This window comes from Agromyces flavus (assembly GCF_900104685.1).
GTDB lineage: Bacteria > Actinomycetota > Actinomycetes > Actinomycetales > Microbacteriaceae > Agromyces > Agromyces flavus.
This window is the reverse complement of record NZ_LT629755.1, coordinates 679218-699553: the sequence shown is the minus strand read 5'-3', so window position 1 is coordinate 699553 and position 20336 is coordinate 679218. Positions and strand designations below refer to the sequence as shown.

The following is a 20336-nucleotide window of genomic DNA, read 5'->3' as shown; positions in this document are numbered from 1 at the left end:
TCCTCTTCGAGTCTCACGCGGCGGCGGGTTCGGTGACGGATTCGGTGGCGGACGGCGCCGGCTCGTCGGACAGCCGGCCCGGCGGGAGCAGGATCGCCGCCACGATTCCGATCGCGTAGGTGATCGCGAGCGCGGCGAACACGGGCACGAAGACGTCGCCATAGATCTGCGCGACCTCGGCCTGCACGGCGGGCGCTGAGCCGTGCACGAGGGTGGGGGTGAGCGAGGAGGCATCGAGCGACGCGGGCAGCTGCGCGGCGACGCCGGCGCCGATGACGCCGCCGATGACCGCGGTGCCGAGCGTCGAGCCCATCTGCCGGACGAGGTTCGTCGTCGCGGTGATCGTGCCGGTCTCGTTCCGCGGCACGGCGCCCTGGACGACGGCGATGACGAGGCTCATGAACGCTCCGGTGCCGATGCCGACGGCGAACATCACGATCATCGGCACCCACAGCGGCGTGCCGACGGGCAGCAGCGCCATGACGAGCAGGCCGGACGACGCGAGGGTCGTGCCGAAGATCGTGTACCCGCGGTAGCGGCCGGTGCGGCTGGCGAGCCATCCGGTGCCGAGGTTCGCCACCAGCATGCCGAACACCGTCGCGATCGGCACGAGCCCGGACACCGTCGCGCTGGTGCGATACGCCATCTGGAAGTACGTGGGCAGGTAGGCGGTGACCGAGAACAGGCCGATGCCGATGATGGCCGACAGGGCGACGCCTGCGGCGACGGTCCGGTCGGCGAAGAACCCGAGGGGCACGATGGGCTCGCGTGCGCGCATCTCGATCGCGAAGAAGGCCGCGAGTCCGATGCCGGCGACGGCGAATGCCACGATCGCGGCGAGCGCCGACCCCGGGTGGCCGATCCACGTGACGCCGAGCACGAGCGCGACGAGTGCGACCGTGAACGTCACGGCGCCGCCGTAGTCGAAGCGCCGGGGAGCACCGGTCTCGACGTGCGGCACGGCGAAGGCGGCGAGCACGAGCGCCGCGAGGCCGAACGGGAGGTTGATCCAGAACACCCACGGCCAGCCCCAGTAGTCGGTGATGACGCCGCCCAGGACGGGGCCGACGAGGATGGCGATGGGGAAGGCGGCGCCGATGATGCTCATGTAGCGCGGGCGCTGTCGCGGGGTGGTGACGTACGCGACGATCGTCTGCGACATCAGCTGCACGCCCGCGGAGCTCATGCCCTGCGCGACGCGGGCGATGACGAGCTGCGTCATGTCCTGGGCGAAGCCGCACGCGAGCGAGGCGACCAGGAAGACGGCGACCGAGGTGAGGAATACGAGGCGCGGCCCGACGAGGTCGCCGAGCTTGCCGAGCACGGGGAACAGGGCCGTGCCCGCAAGGGTGTAGCCGACCACGACCCAGCTCATCTGCTCGAGTGCGCCGAGCTCGCCCGCGACGGTGGCGAGCGAGGTCGCGACGATCGTGTGGTCGAGGGCGCCGAGGAAGGCGACGGTGAGGAGGGAGGCGACGAGGAGGCGGAGCCGGAGCGGAGAGAGCGACATACGTGGATTGCCCGAACGATCGAGCCGTCGACGCGACCGGATGTGCCCTCGCTCGCGACCTCGCGGCGAGGATCGGATCCGACTGGATCCCGACGTCATGTCGATTCTAGGCTATCTTTCGTTGGAAATCAACTAAAGACCCCAGCTCAGGTCGAGACGAGGGCGTCGGCCGCCATCGCGTCATGGCGCAGCTCGCCCAGGTCCTTCACGGAGGCGCCGTCGGCGACGACGTCGATGGCGCGACGCAGCGCAGCCCTGGACGCGGACTCGTGGAGCGCCGGCGAAATCGCGACCCCGCGCGCGGTGCCGGTCGAGAGACCGCAGCGCCCGATCGGCGCGTCGATCTCGAGTTCGGTCGTGGTCTCGCCGAGGGCCCGTATCCGCAGCACCGGGCCGCCGGCGGTCGACGCGGTCGCGATCAACGACCCGGCCGGGTGACCTCCGTCGCTGCGGCGCAGGAGCGCGGCGCCTCCGCGTGCGGCGACCACCATCGGCCCCCCGCCGAAGACGCGCAGCCACCCGATCGCATCGCGCACCAGTGCGGGGAGGTGGGACGGTTCGGCGCGGCACTCGGCGACGACCACGCGCGGTGTCTCGCCGTCCCGGGCCGCGATCGCCTGCGCCACGAGGTCGTGTCGAAGCCGAGGCCGGTGGATGAGCACCGGGACGTCGGTACGGGCGGCCAGGATGTCGATCGCCTCGACGGGCACGCGCACCGGATCCGCCACGAGCACCGCGCGCGCACCGCCGTCGACCGAGTCAGCAGCGACGTCCCACCATTCGGCCGCGCCGTCGACGACGACGACCGCATTGCGCGGTTCGCCTGTCGAATCGACGCGGTGCGGAAGCGCGGCCACGGCGACGCGGAACTCGGGCAGCGACCCGGCGAGGTGGACGCGAGTGGTCATGCCCCGGTTCCTCGTCGCACCGCGGCCGCCGCCGCCTCAGCGAGCTCGATCGCGAACAGCGCGTCGTCGAGGATCTCGTGGTACTCCATCGTCGCGGCACCGTCGAGCAGTTCGGCGAGAGCGCCCCACTCGCGGAGATAGCCGTCCTCCGGACTGCGCGGATAGGACGTCATGCGGAGCTCGCCGGTGCGCACGCGCACCTCGGCGCTCCCGGTGTGCACGAATGCCGGAGGGAACTCCACGTCGAGGCGGTCGGTCGACGTGTCGATGGCGATCCGCCACACGGGATCGGGGCCGTCCGGCACCATCACGGCCACCAGGAGGACGGGAATGCCGCTCGCCCTGAACCCGATCGCGTACCCGATCGGCGGGACCGGCACGGCGAAGTCGACGCCCTCGAGGTCGGGAGCCAGGTCGCGGACGACCGGCAGGTCGTGCACCGCGAGCCCGAGCACCAACTGCCGGATGACGCCGGCTGCGAGGTCGGGATCGGCGAGGTCGGGTGCGCCGCGCCCGGGCGCCCCGGCCGGCGAGAGCTCGGTCACGGCGGAATGGAATCGCCCGTTCGGTGGCAGGGCGACCGTGGCCGAGATCGCACGGACTTCGGACCGCAGCGAGACGAGGTGGTGCTTGGCGCGGCTCCACGCGGGGTCGTACAGGTGGTTCGTCGCGACGACGAGCGGAACGCGCGCAGTGCGGCACGCCTCGACGATGGCACGCGCGTCGTCGGCATTCGTCGCGAGCGGCTTCTCGCACAGGATGGCGCGAACGCCGGCCTCCAGGCTCTCCTGCACGTGCCGCGCATGCTCGGAGGGCGGGCTGCAGATCGCCACGACCTCGACCGCGGGATCGGCGAGCAACTCGTCGGTGCCGCTCGAGGCGGCGGCACCGTTGCGGGCCGCGAGCTCGGCCGCGCGGCCAGAGCCCGAGTCGGCGACGTGCACGACCGCGAACCGATCGGCGAGCCGGTCGAGGGTCGGCAGGTGCAGCGCCGAGACCCCCGGCCCTGCGCCGATCACGCCGACACCCCACGCCATGCCGCATCCCCGTTCCCGTGCATCGTCGCCACTTTGGCCTCGACTATACAAAAGTTCGCGTGACTTTGGTCTATCGCGCTGCGGAATCGTGTCCAAGCGCCTCCGTTGTGTCAGAATTCAGTGCATGACACGCGAGTCCACGCTGCGGTTCGGCGCCCAGACCGACGAGGTCACGAGCCTGCTTCGCATCGTGAACATGGTTCGCACCGGTGAAGCCACGACGCGGCCCGAGATCGGCCGCCTCACCGGACTGGGGCGCGGCGTCGTGACGCAGCGCGTCGACCAGGCGATCGAGATGGGCTTCCTCGCCGACGGCGAGTTCGCGCCGTCGTCGGGCGGCCGAGCGCCGCGCACCCTGCGGTTCTGCTCGGAGCAGGGGCGCATCATCGTGTGCGCGTTCGGCGCGCTGCACCTCCGCGTCGGCATCGCCTCGCTCGACGGCGACGTCATCGACGACCGCCACGCCGCGTGGGACATCGCGCGCGGGCCCGCCGAGACCATCGATCGAGCCCTCGAGATGCTCGACGAGATCCTGTCCGCACACGACGACATCCCCGTCTGGGGTGTCGCCGTCGGCATCCCCGGGCCGGTCGACTTCGACAGCGGCCGGCCCGTCGCTCCCCCGATCATGCCGGGGTGGAACGACTTCGACCTGCGGCGGCGCTTCGAGGAACGCTTCGACGCCCCGGTCTGGGTCGACAACGACACCAACCTGCTCGCGTTCAGCGAACGCTCGCGACGCCCCGACGAGCGACTCGATCTCATCTTCTTCAAGGTGGGCACGGGCATCGGCGCCGGGCTGCTCTCCCACGGCCGCATCCACCGAGGGGCGAATGGCGCCGCGGGCGACGTCGGCCACGTGCGCGTGCGCGACTCCGACACGCCGTGTCGTTGCGGCAAGGTGGGGTGCCTCGAGGCGGAGGCGGGAGGCTGGGCGCTGGTCCGGGACGCGCAGCGCGCCATCGAGGGGGGTGCCACCGGGGCGCTGGCGCGGCACGCCGAGCAGGGAACCGCGATCACGCCGGAACTCATCGCCCTGGCGGCGATGAACGGCGACGCCCTCGCGATCTCGCTCATCCAGCGGTCGGCACGCCTCGTCGGCGAGTCGATCGCCGCCCTCGTCAACATGTTCAACCCGGCCGTGATCGTCGTCGGCGGGGCGGTGTCGTCGGCGGGCGAGGTGTTCCTCGCCGAGGTGCGGCAGCGCGTCTACGAGCTCTCGCTCCCGCTCGCCACGCGCGACCTCAGCATCGTGCGCTCGCTCGGCGACGAGAAGGAGCCGCTCCGCGGCGGCGCCGAGATGGTGCGTGAACAGCTCTTCGAGGCTACGTTCCCTCGCTGGTTCGCCGCGGGGCGACCGCTGATCCGCGAGGTCATGCCCGTGGCATCCTGACCACTTCTTCCTTTTTCCGACATAAGAGCGTATCTTTCTGGCTTACCGACGACGCGGAGGAGTGCGCCCGCACATGAGCCTGCCCATCCTGCTCGACGACGCGCTGGAGCGGACCGCCGACGGGTTCGCACTGCGCCTCAGCCTGCCGTGGATCCGGTCGCTGCCGGTGTCGAGCCTCTCCGAACTCCGGGTGTCGATCGACGGCACGGCGGTCGAGGACCTCCGCGCTCGGCCCGACGGCGAATGGTGGTTCCTCCAGGATCGGCTCCTCGTCGAGGCCGGTGATCCCCTCGAAGAGGGCGAGCACGAAGTGGCGGTGTCGTTCCGCCTGGTGATCCCCTACCTGCCGGCCGGACCCGACGCGCCACTGACGCTCCCGTTCCATGCCGAGCGCACGCTGGTGGCGTCTTCCGCTGACGGTCGAGCAGCGCGCAGCGCGTCTCGATCCGCTGGTCGAGGAACGCGCAGCGCGTCTCGAGACCCGCAATCCCCCCGAGACCTCCCCACCTCGTGGACTCTGGCCGCGAGCGGCTTCAACTGGACCCCTGACGTCGTACGCGCCGAGCTGCCAGCCGCCGAGATCACCGCTGGGATCGTGCGCGACGGCGTCGCCTCCGTCATCGAGATCGAGCCCGGCCAGCTGTGGCGCAGCTTCCCCGAGCCGGTGGACTCCGAGATCGACGCATTCCGTGCCGACCTCGGCGCGGCCGGCGGCACGGTGAGCATCGCGGGAGGGAGCCTCGACGACTGGGCGCCGGACGGGCGGCGACGGAACGAGGACGAGCGTCTCGCGTTCGTGCTGCCGCAGCTGCACGCGGCGCATCGCCTCGGGGCGATCGGAGTGCGCCTGCCCATCGGCCAGGCCGGACCGGCCCTGCTCGCTCGGCTCCTCCCCGTCCTGCACGAGCTCGGCCTCGTGCTCTTCGAGGAGGCGCAGGGACGCCAGACGCCCGCCGACCCGGAAACTGCCCGGGCACTCGACGTCATCGCGGCGCTCGACGACCCGCACGTGCGCGTGCTCGTCGACATCAGCATGCTCATGCCGGAGCTGCCGGTGACGTACGTCTCGGCGCTCGAGGCGGCCGGCGTGGAGCGTTCGCTCGTCGGTCGCGTCGCGGCCGGATGGCGCGACCCCGCAACCGTCGACGTGCTCGTGTCCGCCCTGCGCTCCGGTGCAGTGCCGCCCTCGGCGCACGCGCTGTTCATGGACATGCTCGTGCGATTCGGTCGTTCCGAGCCGACGGCGCTGCGCGACATCCTGCCGCTCGTGGGAGCGTTCCACCTCAAGTTCTGGGACCTCGAGGACGCCGAGCATCGCGTCTCCCGACCGATTCGCGACCTCGGCGCCGTGCTCTCAGGCTCGGACTTCGCCGGCACGCTGTGCAGCGAGTGGGGCGGTCACGAGTGGCTCGACGCCGACCCTGCGGAGATGACGCGGGGGCACCTCGAGCTCGCGGCGAACGCGCTCGCGGAGGGGGCCGAGTCGGGCCGCAGGGGTCACGATCGCGCATCACCGGTCGCGATGCCCTCACGGTAGGGATTGATGCGGTGGATAGACTGGAAGTCCGACCTCAGCGAAGGATCACAGCGACGTGTCCGACACCCAGCCGCCCCTCTCCCGGCTCGACCTCAACCTGCTCGTCTCGCTCGATGCGCTGCTCACCGAGCGGAGCGTCACGCGCGCCGCCGAGCGCCTGCATCTCAGCCAGCCCGCGCTGAGCGCGTCCCTCGCGCGACTTCGCACGCACTTCAACGACCCGATCCTCGCGCGTACGGGGAACACCTATGAGCTGACCCCGCTCGCGTCGCGCCTGACCGAGCACACGGCCGCAGCGCTCGATGCCGCGCGCCGCGTGTTCGAGAGCTCGGCCGAATGGGATCCCAGCCAGTCGACGCGCGACTTCGCGATCTACGGCTCGGACTACAGCGTTGCGACCACCGGCCGGCGCGTCGCGGCGCTCGCCGCCGAGCGAGCGCCCGGCGTGCGGTTCCGCTTCATGATGCACAACCCGCAGATCGTCGAGGATGCCGTGAACCGGCTCCGCGGCGCCGACGCCCTGCTCATGCCCCACGGCTTCCTCACCGACCTCCCGTTCACCGACCTGTGGGCGGACCGCTGGGTGGTCCTCGCCTCCCAGACGAACGACGCCATCCGCGACGAGGTCACGCTCGAGAATGTCGCGCGCCTTCCTTGGGTGTTCACCTACCAGTCGCGGTCGGCGTTCACCTCGGCCACCCGGCAGATCCAGCAGCTTGGCATCGAGCCACGCGTCGAGGCCGTCGTCGAGAGCTTCCTGCTGTTGCCGATGTTCGTCGCCGGCACCGATCGGCTCGCCCTGATCCAGGCGAGCCTCGCCGACTACGCGCGCGACGCAGGCGGTGTGCGCGTCTTCGAGCCGCCGTTCGACGCGACGCCGATCCACAACGCGATGTGGTGGCATCCGGTGCACCGACGCGACCCCGAGCACGAATGGCTGCGAGGCTTGTTCGTCGAGGCGTCGGCAGATCTGGGCGAGGCGGCCTGAGGTCCGCTCGTCAAAGGCGTTCGCGGGCGCGCGACCGGGTGCGGGCCGGCGGGATCCCAGGCACCGGTCGCGCCCGTCCGACCGTGTTCCGGATCTCGCCGATCCCCTCGACGCGCATGACGACCTCGTCGCCGGCGGCCAGCGGCGGCGGAGTCAGCTCGCCCGCGCGTCCCCATAGCTCGGCGAGGCATCCGCCGTTGCCGGCCGTTCCGGACCCGAGGACGTCGCCCGGCACGACCCGCGAGTCGCGCGACGCGTAGGCGACGAGCTCGCCGAACGGCCACCCCATGTTCGACAGCAGGTCGTGGCCGACGCGCTCGCCGTTGACGAACACCTCGACCCGGATGGCGAGGAACCCCTCGTCGTCGACCAGGCCGCCGAACTCGTCGGCGGTCGTGATCCAGGGCCCGAGCGTCGTCGCGAAGTCCTTGCCCTTGGCGGGGCCGAGCCGCACCTTCATCTCACGGCCCTGCACGTCGCGTGCCGACCAGTCGTTGAAGATCGTGTAGCCGAAGATGTGCGCCGCGCCCTCCGCCGGCGTGAGGTCCCGCCCGTCGGATCCCTCGATGCCGCCGATCACGGCGCCGACCTCGAGCTCGAAGTCGAGCCGCTCGGTCGCGGGCGGCCGCACCTCCTCGCCCGTGGCAATGATCGAGTGCGGGTTCGTGAAGTAGAACGTCGGGTACGTGTACCACTCGTCGGCGACGTGGCTCGCGCCGTCGACCGATGCGGTGACCCCCTCGACGTGCTCCTCGAAGGCGACGAAGTCGCGCACGCTCGCGGGCACGAGCGGCGCGAGCAGCTCGACCTCAATGAGCGGCAGGGCGGATGCCGCGGGGTCGGCCTCGACCTCGGCGGCCAGCGCCGGCAGCTCGGCGAGCCCGGCCGCGAGCACGTCGGCCACCGTCAGCCCTCGCGGGAAGGCGACGACGCCGTCGCCGATCACGAAGCCCTCGCCGATCCCGCCAGCGTGCGTCCACCGCGCGATCCTCATGCGACTCCCCCGGCCGCGACGGCGCGGACACGGCCCGTCGGCAGCCGCGAGCCCAGAAGCTCGACGGCGTTGCCGGACAGCACCGCACGCTCGGCCGACGCGTCGAGCGCGGCCTCGCGCACGCGATCGACGGGATCGTCGACGCCCATGTCGAACGGGTAGTCGGTGCCGACGAGCACGCGGTCGGCGCCGGCGGCCTCGACGAGCGCGCGCAGCGCACCCGGCGTGTGCACGAGCGAGTCGAAGCGCAGGCGCCGGAGGTACGACGACGGGAGGTCGCGGCATCCGTGGGCCTCGGGCCGCACCTGCCACGCGTGGTCGGAGCGGCCGAGGAACGTCGGCAGGTAGCCGCCGCCATGCGCCGCGACGAGCTTGAGGCCCGGATGCCGGTCCATTACGCCCGAGAAGATGAGGTGCGAGAGCGCGACGGCGTTCTCGACGGGCTGGCCGACGGTGTTCGAGAGGTAGAACCGGTCGAGGCGTTCGTCGAGGCTGCAGCCGAAGGGGTGGAGGAACACGATCGCGTCCAGCTCGACGGCCCGCGCCCAGAACGGCTCGAGGCGCTCGTCGGAGAGCTCGACCTCGCCCGCGAACGACGAGAGCTCGACGCCGGCGAGCCCATGGCCGACGACGGCGTCCTCGAGGGCGGCGATGAGCAGGTCCGGGTGCTGCAACGGCACGAGGCCGAGGCCGACCAGGCGGTCGGGCGCGCCCGCGACGTGCTCGGCGATGGCACGATTCGCCTCCCGCGCCGCCCAGGTCGCGAGCTCCTCGCTCGCCCAGGGGTAGTAGTGCGACGGCGACGGCGACACGACCTGCACGTCGACGCCCTGACGGTCCATCTCGGCGAGGCGCGCGTCGAGCGAGGTGAGCAGCGGCATCCGCTCGCCGATCATTCGCCCTGAGGCCGCGAGGCTCTCCGGACCGTTGCGCCGTGCCTCGAGGGCCTGCGCCGCGGCGAAGCCCTCGGGGTCGCGCTCGGCGACAGCCTGCTGCAGCGCGGGCAGTAGGAGGTGCGCGTGCACGTCGACGACCGGTTCGACGCGCTGGGTCGGGGCGCCGCTCATGCCGGCTGGCTCACGAGCATCGCGACGCGCCGCATCAGGCCGGGCACATCGGCATCCTGCACGTGGTCGATCTGCCACTGACCGAGCTGCACGGACGCCTCGACGACCTCCGTCGCACGCGGCAGGCGCCGGGCGTGGAACTCGTCCCACAGGGACTGGTCGACCTCGTCGCGCTCGAGCAGCAGCTCGGAGAGCACGAGCGCATCCTCGGCCGCCTGCGCCGCGCCCTGCGCAATCGTGGGCGGGCAGCTGTGCGCCGCCTCGCCGATGATGACCGCACGACCGCGGTTCCACGCGTCGGGCACGACGTGCTTCGTGAACCACGTGTAGTTCACGCGCGACGCATCGTCGAGCGACTCGCGGATCTCGTTCCACGGCCCGCCGTACGCCTGCGACAGGCCCTTCATCACCTCGACGCCCTCCTCGGGCGACGACAGGTGCCGGTCCTGTGCGGGCTCGACGAGGAAGGCGTACATCATCTCGTCGCTCGTCGGGGTGTACCCCGCGATGTAGACGGGGCCGCCGTAATACAGGTCGGTCTGCGTGACGTCCTTCGGGCGCGGCACGAAGGCGCGCCAGATGCCCATGCCGGTGCGCTCGGGCTCGACCTCGATGCCGAGCTGCTTGCGGATGTCGGAATTGAGGCCGTCGGCGCCGATGAGCAGGTCGTAGCGGCCCGTCGATCCGTCCGAGACGGTCACGTCGACGCCGTCGTCGTCCTGCGTGAAGCTCGTCACGGTCGCGCCGTAGTGGATGCGGGCGCCCAGCTCGGTCGCGCGGTCGGCGAGGATGCGAGCGAGGTCGGGGCGGTACATCCCGGCGACCGCCGGATACTCGGGGCCGCCCGTCCGAGCGTCGGGGATCTGCGCGATGAAGGGCGCGTCGGGGCCGGGGGCGCGCAGGCCGGTCTGGTCGAAGCTGTAGCCGGCTCGCTCGACCTCGTCCCAGACGCCGAGCCGGTCGAACACGCGCAGCGCGTTTCCCTGCAGCGTGATGCCCGAGCCGAGGGCCGACAGGTCGGGCTTCTTCTCGAAGACGTCGACCTCGACGCCTCCTTCGGCGAGCAGGATGGCGGCGGCGGTGCCGGCGACGCCGGAACCGACGATCGCGACGCGGGAGACAGCGGACATCAGGGGATCCCTCCGTTGGGTTCTCAGGGCTTACTTCAGGGCGATGGGGTTGACGGGCGAGCCGACCGCGCCGGTGATCGGCAGCGGCGGGGCGACGAGCAGGAACTCGTACACGCCGTCCTCGGCGCAGTCGGCGGCGAGCGCCTCGAGGTCCCACATCTCGCCGATCGTGAGCCCCATGTTCGGGATCACGACCTGGTGCAGGGGCTGGAACGCGTCGTCGAACTCGTTCGGCCGTACCTCGAAGCCCCACGTGTCGGTCGCGATCGCCGCGATCTCGGTGCGGTGGAGCCATCCGGCTGTGGTGAACGAGAGCCCTGCGCTCGGACCGCCGGCGTAGCCGTTCCAGCCGTCGCGGAGGGCGCGGGCGTAGCGGCCCGTGCGGACGAGCACGAGATCGCCGCGACCGACGGCGCTCGTCGCGCCCTGAGCGGCGATGCACGCCTCGAGGTCGGCGGTCGTGATCGCGTACCCCTCGGGCAGTTCGCCCGCGGGGCCGTCCTCTGAGGCCTCGGGCCGCAGGTACCGGCCGACGTCGAGCAGGACCCCGCGTCCGACGAGGGCGGATGCCGCGTGCTCGATGCCCGTGACGAGGTCGCCGTCGCTCGTGACCACCTGCCCCGCAGGCCGGCCGTTCCACGCGACGCCGTGGTCGAAGATGTGCCCGAGCCCGTCCCACTGCGTGGAGCACTGGAGGGGCATGGCGATGACGTCGTCGGCGCCGCCGAGGCCGTGCGGGAAGCCCTGCGTGCCGGCCGCCGCGTCGGTGCCGGTGTCGAGCATGGTGTGCACCGGGTTCGTGCGCCGGCGCCAGCCCTGCTGCGGGCCGTTCATGTCGAACGGCTGCGAGAGCGAGAAGCTCGCGCCGCGCCGCACGAGGCCGGCGGCACGTGCGCGCTCGGCGTCGCCGATGAAGTTGAGCGTGCCGAGGCGGTCGTCCTCGCCCCAGCGACCCCAGTTGCGGTACGCCTCGGCGGCCTCTGCGACGTGGCGGGCGGGGTCCGTGCGATCGAGCCGCGCCGGATCCTCGGTGGGCGTGGTACGGGTTTCGAGACGGCGCCGGGGCGCCTCCTCGACCCTCGCGTCCGGGGTGCTCATCGCGACCCCGCCTCGGCGACCGCGCGCACCGTCTGCGCGCCGAGTCCCTCGATGGCGCCGACCATGACGTCGCCGTCGCGCAGCATCCGGCCGTGCACGATGCCGTTGCCCGCCGGGCTGCCCGTGAGCAGCAGGTCGCCGGGCAGCAGCGGCATGTTCTGCGAGGCCCCGGCGATGAGCGCCGGCAGGTCGAAGAGCAGGTCGGAGGTCGTGGCATCCTGCATCGTGTCGCCGTTGAGTTTGAGCTCGAGGTGCAGTTCGCCGGGGTTCGCGACGAACTCGGCCGGCACGAGGAACGGGCCCGTCGGGAGGAAGCCCGGGGCGTTCTTGCCGCGGTACCAGTCGGTGCCGATCTCCTTCATGTCCTCGCGGAACACGAGGTCGCGCGTCGTGATGTCGTTGACGATGGTGTAGCCGGCGACGTGCTCGAGGGCGTGGTCGCGGTCGACGCGGTAGGCGGCCTTGCCGATGACGACGGCGAGCTCGAGCTCCCAGTCGTGCTGGTCGCTGTAGCCCGGCAGCACGAGGTCGACGTCGTCGCCGACCACGGCCGCGGGCAGGCCGATGAAGAAGTACGGGGTGCCCTCTCGCGCGCGGCGGTCCATCATCTCGGCCGCCCACTCGCGCAGTTCCTCGATCGGGCGCGGGTCGTTCTTCGCACGGCCGGCCGCGACGAGGTCGATGACGTGCGTGCGGTAGTTCGCGCCGGTCTGCAGCACCTGGCGCGGCGTGACGGGCGCCGTGAGCGTGACGTCGGCGAGCGGATGCCACGTGCCGTCCGCCTGCTCGGCGATGCGGCGCAGTCGCCCCCACGACTCGGGCGCCTCGGCGAGGAACGCGTTGAGGTCGCCGGCGCCGAGCTCATCGGGCCCGATCTCGCGCACGCGCTCCCCCGCGACGAGCCCGAGCCGGGGCTCCGACTCGACCGCCGACCCGTCGGGACGGAAGCGGACGATCGCGAAGGGGGCGGTCAGGCCGGCGGACGACGATGTCACGGGTGGGTCTCCAATCACGCGCGCAGCGATGGGCGGCGTGGATCCAGTCAAACGCGTCGACCGGTATCAGTGAAGGGGCGATCGATGATGGAGTCCATCATCACCGCTGATGAGCTCAGCGCGGGGCGGCGCCCGCTCCCGCTTCGACCGCGTCGGGCGGCGTGAGCGTGTGCGAGGTCGATGCCGCGGCCGCTGCGGCCTCGAACTCCGTCGGCCGACGGGTCACGTGGCGCGCCACGAGCAACGCGAGCGCGATGCCGAGCGCGCACCAGATGCCCATCGCGATCGACGACCACGAGAACGCCTCCGCGAGCGCCTCCGCGTCGGATTCGCCGGCGTCGACCCGACGCGCGGTCACGCCGCTGTAGACCGATGCGACGATGGCGGTCATCACCGCCGCGCCCACGTACCGCGCCATGTTGGAGATGCCCGAGGCGGCGCCCACCTCGCCCGGTTCGACGCATGCCGTCGAGAGCGACGAGCACGGGCCGTTCTGCAGGCTCATCCCGGCCGCCACGCCGATGAGCGGGAGCACGAACAGCGCGTAGGTCCAGCTCGCCTGGACGAACGCGAGGGCGATGAATGACACCGTCATGATGACGAAGCCCACGGCGATCGTCGTGCGCGCGCCGATCCTGCCCACGATCGGCGTGATGAGCGGAGCGATGACGACCGCGGCCGCCGCCACCGGCAGTGTCGCGAGGCCCGCCTGGAACGCATCCATGTCGAGCGTCGCCGGGTCCTGGAAGTAGAGGCTGACGACGTACATGATGGCGTTCACCGTCCCCGAGCCGAGCAGGATCGACAGCGTCGCCCCGACGAGGATCTTGTTGCGGAGCAGGCTGAGGTCGAGCAGCGGCGCCTTCACCCGCCGCTCCACCAGCACGAATCCGACGGCGGCGAGGATCGTGATCGCGAAGCACGACAACGTGGGCAGCGATGCCCAGCCCCACGCGCTGCCGTTGGTGAGTCCGAAGATCAGCGGCGCCAGGATCGCGGCGATGAGCACGGTCCCCGTCCAGTCGATCGAACGCGACCGGTTCGGGTCGCTCGACTCCTGCACGGCCACGAAGGTCAGCGGCACGCAGGCGGCGGCGATCGCCGCGTCGATCCAGAACAAGCCCTGCCATCCGAGCGTCGAGGCGAGCAGACCGCCGACGAGCGGCCCGGCCGCCGCGCCGATCGCGGATGCCGCACCCCACAGCGTCACGGCTCGCAACTGCGCCTTGCCGGTGTTCGACGCCGACAGGAGGCTCATGCCGCAGGCGAGGATCGTCGCGCCCGACGCGCCCTGGATGCACCGGCCCGCGATCACGCCGATGCCCTCCTGGGACAGCGCGATGAGCACGCACGACGCGATGAACAGGAACAGGCCGCCGAGGAAGATCTTCCGCCGTCCGAACACGTCGCCGAGCGCCCCGGAGGTCACGATCACCGCGGCGCCGACGAGCGAGTAGCCCGTGACCGCCCACTGGAGGGTGTCGGTCGGCGTGCCCGTGTCCTCGGAGATCGCCGGGATCAGGATCGACACCGCCGACGTGTTCGCGTTCACCACCAACGCCGAGACCGAGGTCGCGATGAGTGCGCCCTGCGCGTACCGCTTCGTTGCCGCCGTGGTCGTGTCGCTCGTCGAATCCCCCATGCAGGCTTGCTAGCACGGGATGCAGCCCTGTGAAGTGACTTTGGTCAGTCGCCCGTGAGCGCGCGCGCGATCGGCAGCCCGCCGCCGTGTCCGGTCAGCCCGCCGTCGACGGCGATCTCCGTCGCGGTCACGAACGCGGCATCCGGTGAGAGCAGGTGCACGATCACCGCCGCGACCTGGGCGGGCGTGCCGGTGCGGGCGAGCGGCGTCGCCACGAGGTTCGCGTCGCGGAACGCGACCGGTGCGCTCGCGGTCATCGGCGTCTCGATGAAGCCGGGGCTGACGAGGTTGACCCGGATGCCGCGCGGCCCGAGTTCCATCGCAGCGGTCTTGGTGATGCCGCGCAGCGCCCATTTGCTCGCGCCGTAGGCGATGCCGTAGTGCGCCATCGTGCCGGCGGCCGAGCCGACGTTCACGATGGAGGCGCCGTCGCGCATGAGGGGCGCGAGTGCCTGGATGCCGAGTGCCGGACCGGTCGCGTTCACGGCGAACGCCGCGGCGAAGTCGTCGGCCGTGGCGTCGTGCAACCGGGCACGTCGGGTGATCCCGGCGGCGTTGACGAGTCCGTCGATGGACGGCTCGCCGCCCGCCGGCCTGAGCTGCTCGGCCAGGACGACCCATTCGCCCGGCTGACTCACGTCGAGACGGACCCGCTCGACGTCGCCGGGCGACGGCGCGCCATCCCAGGCAAGGTCGGCGGCGATCACGCGCGCGCCCGCGTCGGCGAGTGCGGCGGCGGTCGCCGCGCCGATCCCGGATGCCGCGCCCGTGACCACGTACGTCCGGTCCTCGTGCGAACCCATCGGCGGCCCCTTCCCTGCGAACGTCCGAGGTTCCATCGTCTCGTGCACGCGACCGCATGATGCGTCCCATCACGGATCGCGATGACGCGTCGGCGTGCGCCATCCGTACGCTGTGTGCAGGCAGGAGGCAGGAACGCATGACCGGACCCGACGACGACCCGCGGTCGCCGCTCGACCCCGCCCGGCTGTTCTCGTGCCACGGGCAGGTCGCGATCGTGACCGGCGGGTCGTCGGGAATCGGACGAGCGGCCGCCGAAGCGCTCGCCGCGGCGGGCGCGCGGGTGCTGATCGCCGGTCTGCCCGAATCCGATCCGGAGAGCGTCGGCGCCGCCCTGCGCGAACGCGGGCTCGAGGTCGTGGGTCTCGAGACCGACCTCGCCGCCCCCGGTTCGGCGCAGGTCGTCGTCGACGCCGCGGTCGACCGGTGGGGACGCCTCGACACCGTCGTGGCGAACGCGGGGGCCGCCCTCGACGCGCACGGCCCGATCGACCTCGATGCGCTGGACCGCATGTACGCGCTGCACGTGCGGTCGATCGCCGAGCTCGCGAACGCGGCCGTGCCGGTCATCGCCGACGGCGGCGGCGGCGCGTTCCTCGTCATGTCGAGCCTCGCGGGCCTGCGCGGCAACCGGGTCCTCTCGGGGTACGGCATCACGAAGGCCGCCAACGCGCAGCTCGTCCGGAACCTCGCAGTCCAGTGGGGACACGCAGGCGTCCGCGCCAACGCCATCTCGCCCGGCGTGATCGCGACCGACTTCGCCCGGCCGATCACGGAGGATCCCGGTGTCGCCACGGAGCGTCGAGAACGCACCCCGCTGGGACGGTTCGGTCGCGTCGACGAGGTCGCCGGCGCGGTCGTCTGGCTCGCGTCATCCGCCGGCGCATTCGTCACCGGCCAGAACATCGTCATCGACGGCGGCACGCTCGTGGCGGACTGAGGCGGCACCGACGCCGCGTTGGCATACTGGACGCACGCCGTTCGGACGGAGGACTCCCATGGCCGACCTCGTCGCCCTCGCTCGGAAGCACCTGGATGTCGCGCTCGCCGACGAGCACGGGCGCAGCGCTGAGCTGATCCTCCGCGACGGGCCCATGCGCCAGACCATCATCGCGCTGCGCGACGGCGTGGAGCTCGGCGAGCACAATGCGCCCGCTGCCGCGAGCATCCAGGTCCTGGAGGGGCGTGTCCGCGTGACCGGGCAGGACATGGCCGAGATCGACCAGGGCCGGCTCGACGTGCTGACCCACGACCGGCACTCGGTGCTCGCGCTCGAGGACTCGGTGTTCCTGCTCACGACCGTGACCAGCATCGAGCCCACCCGGGGGCCCGAGCGCGCACGCTGACCCGCTGTGCCGGGTTCGCCGACGTCAGGGCGAGGGGATGGAGTCGGCGACCGTGAACGGCGCGCCCGTGGCATCCGTCACGTGCTCGACCGTGACGCCGGGCGAGAGCTCGACGAGCACGAAGCCGTCGTCGGTCACGTCGAACACGGCGAGGTCGGTGATGATCCGGTCGACGCACCGGCGCCCGGTGAGCGGCAGCGTGCACTCCTGGACGAGCTTCGCCGAGCCGTCCTTCGCGACGTGCTCCATGACGACGATCACGCGCTCGGCGCCGTTGACGAGGTCCATGGCGCCGCCCATGCCCTTGACCATCTTTCCGGGCACCGCCCAGTTGGCGATGTCGCCGTGCGCCGAGACCTGCATCGCCCCCAGCACCGCGGTCGTGATGCGGCCGCCCCGGATCATCCCGAAGCTCGCCGACGAGTCGAAGTACGCCGCACCGGGCAGGACGGTGACGGTCTCCTTGCCGGCGTTGATGAGCTTGGGGTCCTCCTCGCCCTCCCACGGGTAGGGGCCGACGCCGAGGATCCCGTTCTCGGAGTGCAGCACGACCTCGACGCCCTCGGGCAGGTGGTTCGGGATGAGCGTCGGCAGGCCGATGCCGAGGTTGACGTACGTGCCGTCCTCGAGCTCGCGGGCCGCGCGCGCGGCCATCTCGTCGCGGGTCAGCGGCATCAGGTGTCCTTCCTGGGGCGGGTGGTGACCTTCTCGATGGGCAGGTCGGCGGCCTGCTCGGGCGTGAGCTGCACGACGCGATCGACGTAGATGCCGGGCAGGTGGATGTCGTCGGGCCCGAGCTCCCCCGGTTCGACGAGCTCGTCGACCTCGGCGATCGTGACCCGCCCGGCCATGCCGGCGAGCGGGTTGAAGTTGCGGGTCGACTTCTCGAACCGCAGGTTGCCGTGCCGGTCGCCGACCGCGGCGCGCACGAGGCCGTAGTCGGTGCGGATGGCACGCTCGAGCACGTACTCGCGGTTCTTGCCGAACGAGTCGAACGGCCGCATCTCCTTCGGCTCGCTCGTGAGCGCGACCGACCCGTCGGGCGCGTAGCGCAGCGGCATCCCCCCGTCGGAGACCGCCGTGCCGGCGCCCGTGGCGGTGTAGAACGCGGGGATGCCGACCCCGCCGGCACGAAGCCGCTCGGCGAGCGTGCCCTGCGGGGTCAGCTCGACCTCGACCTCGCCCGACAGGTACTGGCGGGCGAACTCCCGGTTCTCGCCGATGTACGACGCGATGATGCGGCGGATGCGGCCCTCGGCGAGCAGCAGGCCGAGCCCCCATCCGTCGACGCCGCAGTTGTTCGAGACGACCTCGAGATCGTCGACGTCGCGTTCCAGCAGCGCGCGGATGAGCGTGATCGGCACGCCCGACAGGCCGAAGCCGCCGACGGCGAGCGAGGCGCCCGACGGGATGTCGGCGACGGCCTCGGCGGCCGTCACGTAGGTCTTGTCCATGGTTCTCCGAGGGTCAGGGGGTCTGGCCGGGGGTGTCCGAGGCGGCCGGGGCGTCCGAAGCGGAAGTTGCGCCGTCCTGTTCGGCGAACACTGCGCGCATGATCGCGAGCGCCGAGTTCGAGGCGGGCAGGCCCGCGTAGAGCGCGGTATGCAGGAGCACCTCGGCGATCTCGTCGCGAGTGAGTCCGTTCCGCTGGGCGGCGCGCACGTGCATCGCGATCTCGTTCTCGTGGCCCCCGGTCGTCAGGCTCGCGAGCGTCGCGATGGACCGTTCGCGCCGGGTCAGGCCCGGGCGCGCCCAGATGTCGCCCCAGGCGTACCGGGTGACGAAGTCCTGGAACGCGGCGGTCTCGCGCGTCGTCGCGGCGATCGCGCGGTCGACGTGCGCGTCGCCGAGCACGCTGCGGCGCACCGTCATGCCACGATCGCGGGCGACGGATGCCGCGCCGTCCCGCTCGGCGCGCTCGATGTGCTGCGCGATCAGCTCGGCGGCCGCCGCGGGTTCCTCGAGCACGGCCAGGTGCGACGCCCCGTCGAGAGCGACGTGCCGCCCGCCGGGAATGGCATCGGCGAGGTCCTCCATCGAGGCCGGGGTCGTGACGGCGTCGTGCTGTCCGCTGATCGCGAGCGTCGGCATCGGCAGGGTGCCGAGGTCGGCCGTGCGGTCGAAGTCGGCGAGCGTCTCGGCGCAGCGCGCGTACGACTCGTCGTCCACGTCGACGAGTGTCGCGAGCGAGCGAGCACCGGCGCCGCTGCCCTCGCGCTCGAGGAAGCCGGGCGCGAACCAGCGCGAGGCGCTGCCTGTCACGAGCGAGGCGGTGCCGCTCGCGCGGACCGACGCGGCCCGCTCGGCCCAACCCTGCGCGGTGCCGATGCGCGCGCCGCTGCAGCTCATCACGAGGCTGCGCACCCGATCGGGATGCGTCGCGGCCAGCTCGAGGGCGATGGCCCCGCCGAGCGACACGCCGGCGAGGTGGAACGCGCCGCCGCCGGCCTCGTCGACGACGGCGAGCACCGCGTCGGCGAGCTCGCCGATGGTGACGGCGTCGACGATCGACGGGCTGGCACCGTGACCGGGCAGGTCGATGCGGAGGATGCGCAGGCCCGCCGTCCGATGGTCGGCACGAAGGCGGGTGACGACGCCGTCCCACAGTACGGACGTCGTGCCGAGCGAGGGCAGCAGCACGAGCAGCGGGTTGACGGCCGCGGGCGCGGCACCGGGCGCGAACGAGCCGAGGAGTCGGGGAACGGTCATCGGGTGACCTCCGAATCGGTGAGGCGGGTGAAGCGCGCGATCGCACGGTCGACGATGCGGTCGGATGCCGCGGCGAGGACCTCGACGTCGGGCCGCGCACCCGCGGACCCGGCAGCGTCGAGGATCGCGGCCGCGCGGTCCGCGTCGAAGTCGAGTCCGTCCAGCAGACGAGCGGCCGCGCCGGACGCGGACCGAGCGAGGCGCACGAGCCGGCGCAGGGCCGCCCACTCCGCGTGCCAGCGCCCGGCCGAACGCTCGTCGCCGGCCACCGCGGCACTCGCGATGACCTCCAGCAGAACGGGCGCCTCGACCGCGGCGGCGGTGATCGCGACGGCGTCGACGGGGTTGCGCTTGTGCGGCATCGCCGACGAGCCCCCGGCGCTCGCCAGGCGGACCTCGCCGATCTCCTCGCGTGAGAGGAAGGTCGCGTCGCCGGCCATGCGGCCGAGGGCGGCGACGGCGGTCGCCGCGGACGACGCGACGGCGATCACCGGGGTGCGCTCGGTGTGCCAGGCACGTCCGGGATCGGCCAGGCCGAGGCGAGCGGCGAGCGCCGAGCGGACGTCGTCGGCCGCGCCGGGGCGGCCGGCCGCGGCATCCGCCGCCGCACCCGTGCCCACGGCGCCGCCGAACTGCACCGGGAACGCAGTCGCGTGGATGGTCGTGATGGCCGAGCTCACGCCGTCGAGCCAGCCCGCGGCGAGCACGCCCAGCGTCGATGCCTCGCCGTGCCGCGCGAGCGACCGCGCGATGCGCGGACTCTGCCGTGCGGCGTGCGCGAGCATGGCCAGCCGCCGGCCGGCCTCGACGAGGGATGCGCGCGACGCGACGAGCGCATCGCGTGCGACCAGCATCAGCGCCGTGTCGACGACGTCCTGGCTGGTCGCGCCGAGGTGCAGCCGCTCGGACGCGAGGCCCGCAGCCTCCAACTGCGCTCGCAGCAGCGGGACGAGCGCGACCACCGGCACGCCGTCGTGCTGCACCCCGGCGAGCAGCGCGTGGCGATCGAGCGCGCCAGGGTCGAGCGCGTCGGCCTGCGCCTCGAGGAACTCATCGAGCTCGCTCGCCCAGCCGAGCAGCAACGCCCGCTCGACCTCGACCATCGCGGCGAGCACCGCGTCGTCGTCGGTGCCGGACGCATCGGCAGCGCCGGGATCCACGAGTCCCCAATCCGTCATGCC

Annotated in this window: 19 protein-coding genes; 5 read left to right on the top strand and 14 right to left on the bottom strand. The window is 72.3% G+C overall.

What is annotated here, in order from left to right:
- Positions 1–13: 13 nt before the first annotated feature.
- The 3 genes from BLT99_RS03410 to BLT99_RS03400 form a co-directional block, all read right to left on the bottom strand.
- Positions 14–1510, bottom strand: a complete 1497-nt coding sequence (locus BLT99_RS03410; RefSeq protein ID WP_092669299.1) for an MFS transporter — start codon at positions 1508–1510, stop codon at positions 14–16.
- A 146-nt stretch (positions 1511–1656) separates the two neighbouring features.
- Positions 1657–2418: a hypothetical protein gene (locus tag BLT99_RS03405; protein WP_092669298.1), complete on the bottom strand. Its 762-nt coding sequence runs from the start codon at positions 2416–2418 to the stop codon at positions 1657–1659.
- A complete protein-coding gene (locus BLT99_RS03400) occupies positions 2415–3455 on the bottom strand; it encodes a Gfo/Idh/MocA family protein (RefSeq protein ID WP_092669297.1) in 1041 nt (346 codons plus the stop codon). Before BLT99_RS03400 ends, BLT99_RS03405 begins: the two co-directional genes overlap by 4 nt.
- A gap of 124 nt (positions 3456–3579) precedes the next feature.
- On the opposite strand from BLT99_RS03400, the gene BLT99_RS03395 reads away from it, so the two are divergent.
- From BLT99_RS03395 to BLT99_RS03380, 3 genes are all read left to right on the top strand, one after another.
- Positions 3580–4848: an ROK family protein gene (locus BLT99_RS03395; RefSeq protein WP_092669296.1), complete on the top strand. Its 1269-nt coding sequence runs from the start codon at positions 3580–3582 to the stop codon at positions 4846–4848.
- A gap of 73 nt (positions 4849–4921) precedes the next feature.
- Positions 4922–6385, top strand: coding sequence for a sugar phosphate isomerase/epimerase (locus BLT99_RS03385; protein WP_229724703.1), 1464 nt, complete (start codon positions 4922–4924; stop codon positions 6383–6385).
- A gap of 55 nt (positions 6386–6440) precedes the next feature.
- Entirely contained in the window at positions 6441–7373 is a 933-nt protein-coding gene (locus BLT99_RS03380; RefSeq protein ID WP_092669295.1) for a LysR family transcriptional regulator, read from the top strand.
- Positions 7374–7383: 10 nt separating this feature from the next.
- On the opposite strand, the gene BLT99_RS03375 is transcribed toward BLT99_RS03380, so the two are convergent.
- The 7 genes from BLT99_RS03375 to BLT99_RS03345 form a co-directional block, all read right to left on the bottom strand.
- The gene (locus tag BLT99_RS03375; protein ID WP_092669294.1) at positions 7384–8367 is read right to left on the bottom strand and encodes a fumarylacetoacetate hydrolase family protein; all 984 of its coding nucleotides are present in this window, start codon (positions 8365–8367) and stop codon (positions 7384–7386) included.
- On the bottom strand, positions 8364–9434 hold the full coding sequence (locus tag BLT99_RS03370) for an amidohydrolase family protein (protein ID WP_092669293.1): 1071 nt from the start codon (positions 9432–9434) through the stop codon (positions 8364–8366). Before BLT99_RS03370 ends, BLT99_RS03375 begins: the two co-directional genes overlap by 4 nt.
- The gene (locus BLT99_RS03365) at positions 9431–10564 is read right to left on the bottom strand and encodes an FAD-dependent oxidoreductase (protein ID WP_092669292.1); all 1134 of its coding nucleotides are present in this window, start codon (positions 10562–10564) and stop codon (positions 9431–9433) included. Before BLT99_RS03365 ends, BLT99_RS03370 begins: the two co-directional genes overlap by 4 nt.
- A 30-nt stretch (positions 10565–10594) precedes the next feature.
- The gene (locus BLT99_RS03360; RefSeq protein WP_092669291.1) at positions 10595–11662 is read right to left on the bottom strand and encodes a cyclase family protein; all 1068 of its coding nucleotides are present in this window, start codon (positions 11660–11662) and stop codon (positions 10595–10597) included.
- Complete coding sequence (locus BLT99_RS03355; protein ID WP_092669281.1) at positions 11659–12657, bottom strand: fumarylacetoacetate hydrolase family protein; 999 nt, start codon at positions 12655–12657, stop codon at positions 11659–11661. Before BLT99_RS03355 ends, BLT99_RS03360 begins: the two co-directional genes overlap by 4 nt.
- A gap of 115 nt (positions 12658–12772) precedes the next feature.
- The gene (locus BLT99_RS03350) at positions 12773–14299 is read right to left on the bottom strand and encodes an MFS transporter (RefSeq protein ID WP_092669271.1); all 1527 of its coding nucleotides are present in this window, start codon (positions 14297–14299) and stop codon (positions 12773–12775) included.
- Positions 14300–14343: 44 nt separating this feature from the next.
- On the bottom strand, positions 14344–15102 hold the full coding sequence (locus BLT99_RS03345) for an SDR family oxidoreductase (RefSeq protein ID WP_092669270.1): 759 nt from the start codon (positions 15100–15102) through the stop codon (positions 14344–14346).
- A 137-nt stretch (positions 15103–15239) separates the two neighbouring features.
- Here BLT99_RS03345 and BLT99_RS03340 point away from each other — a divergent pair, with 137 nt between their 5' ends.
- Both BLT99_RS03340 and BLT99_RS03335 read left to right on the top strand, forming a co-directional pair.
- A complete protein-coding gene (locus tag BLT99_RS03340) occupies positions 15240–16040 on the top strand; it encodes an SDR family NAD(P)-dependent oxidoreductase (protein WP_092669269.1) in 801 nt (266 codons plus the stop codon).
- 58 nt (positions 16041–16098) lie between these two features.
- Positions 16099–16446 (top strand): cupin domain-containing protein, encoded by a 348-nt coding sequence (locus BLT99_RS03335; RefSeq protein ID WP_092669267.1) that lies wholly within the window; start codon positions 16099–16101, stop codon positions 16444–16446.
- A 24-nt stretch (positions 16447–16470) separates the two neighbouring features.
- On the opposite strand, the gene BLT99_RS03330 is transcribed toward BLT99_RS03335, so the two are convergent.
- Genes BLT99_RS03330 through BLT99_RS03315 form a run of 4 tightly spaced genes read right to left on the bottom strand, consistent with a single transcriptional unit; the run spans position 16471 to position 20333 of the window.
- Positions 16471–17121 (bottom strand): CoA transferase subunit B, encoded by a 651-nt coding sequence (locus tag BLT99_RS03330; protein WP_092669265.1) that lies wholly within the window; start codon positions 17119–17121, stop codon positions 16471–16473.
- Complete coding sequence (locus BLT99_RS03325; RefSeq protein WP_092669263.1) at positions 17121–17900, bottom strand: CoA transferase subunit A; 780 nt, start codon at positions 17898–17900, stop codon at positions 17121–17123. The genes BLT99_RS03330 and BLT99_RS03325 overlap by 1 nt, the downstream gene beginning before the upstream one ends.
- Before the next feature lie 13 nt (positions 17901–17913).
- Entirely contained in the window at positions 17914–19155 is a 1242-nt protein-coding gene (gene pcaDC, locus BLT99_RS17950) for a bifunctional 3-oxoadipate enol-lactonase/4-carboxymuconolactone decarboxylase PcaDC (protein WP_092669260.1), read from the bottom strand.
- Positions 19152–20333 (bottom strand): lyase family protein, encoded by a 1182-nt coding sequence (locus BLT99_RS03315; protein WP_092669255.1) that lies wholly within the window; start codon positions 20331–20333, stop codon positions 19152–19154. Before BLT99_RS03315 ends, pcaDC begins: the two co-directional genes overlap by 4 nt.
- Positions 20334–20336: the final 3 nt, after the last annotated feature.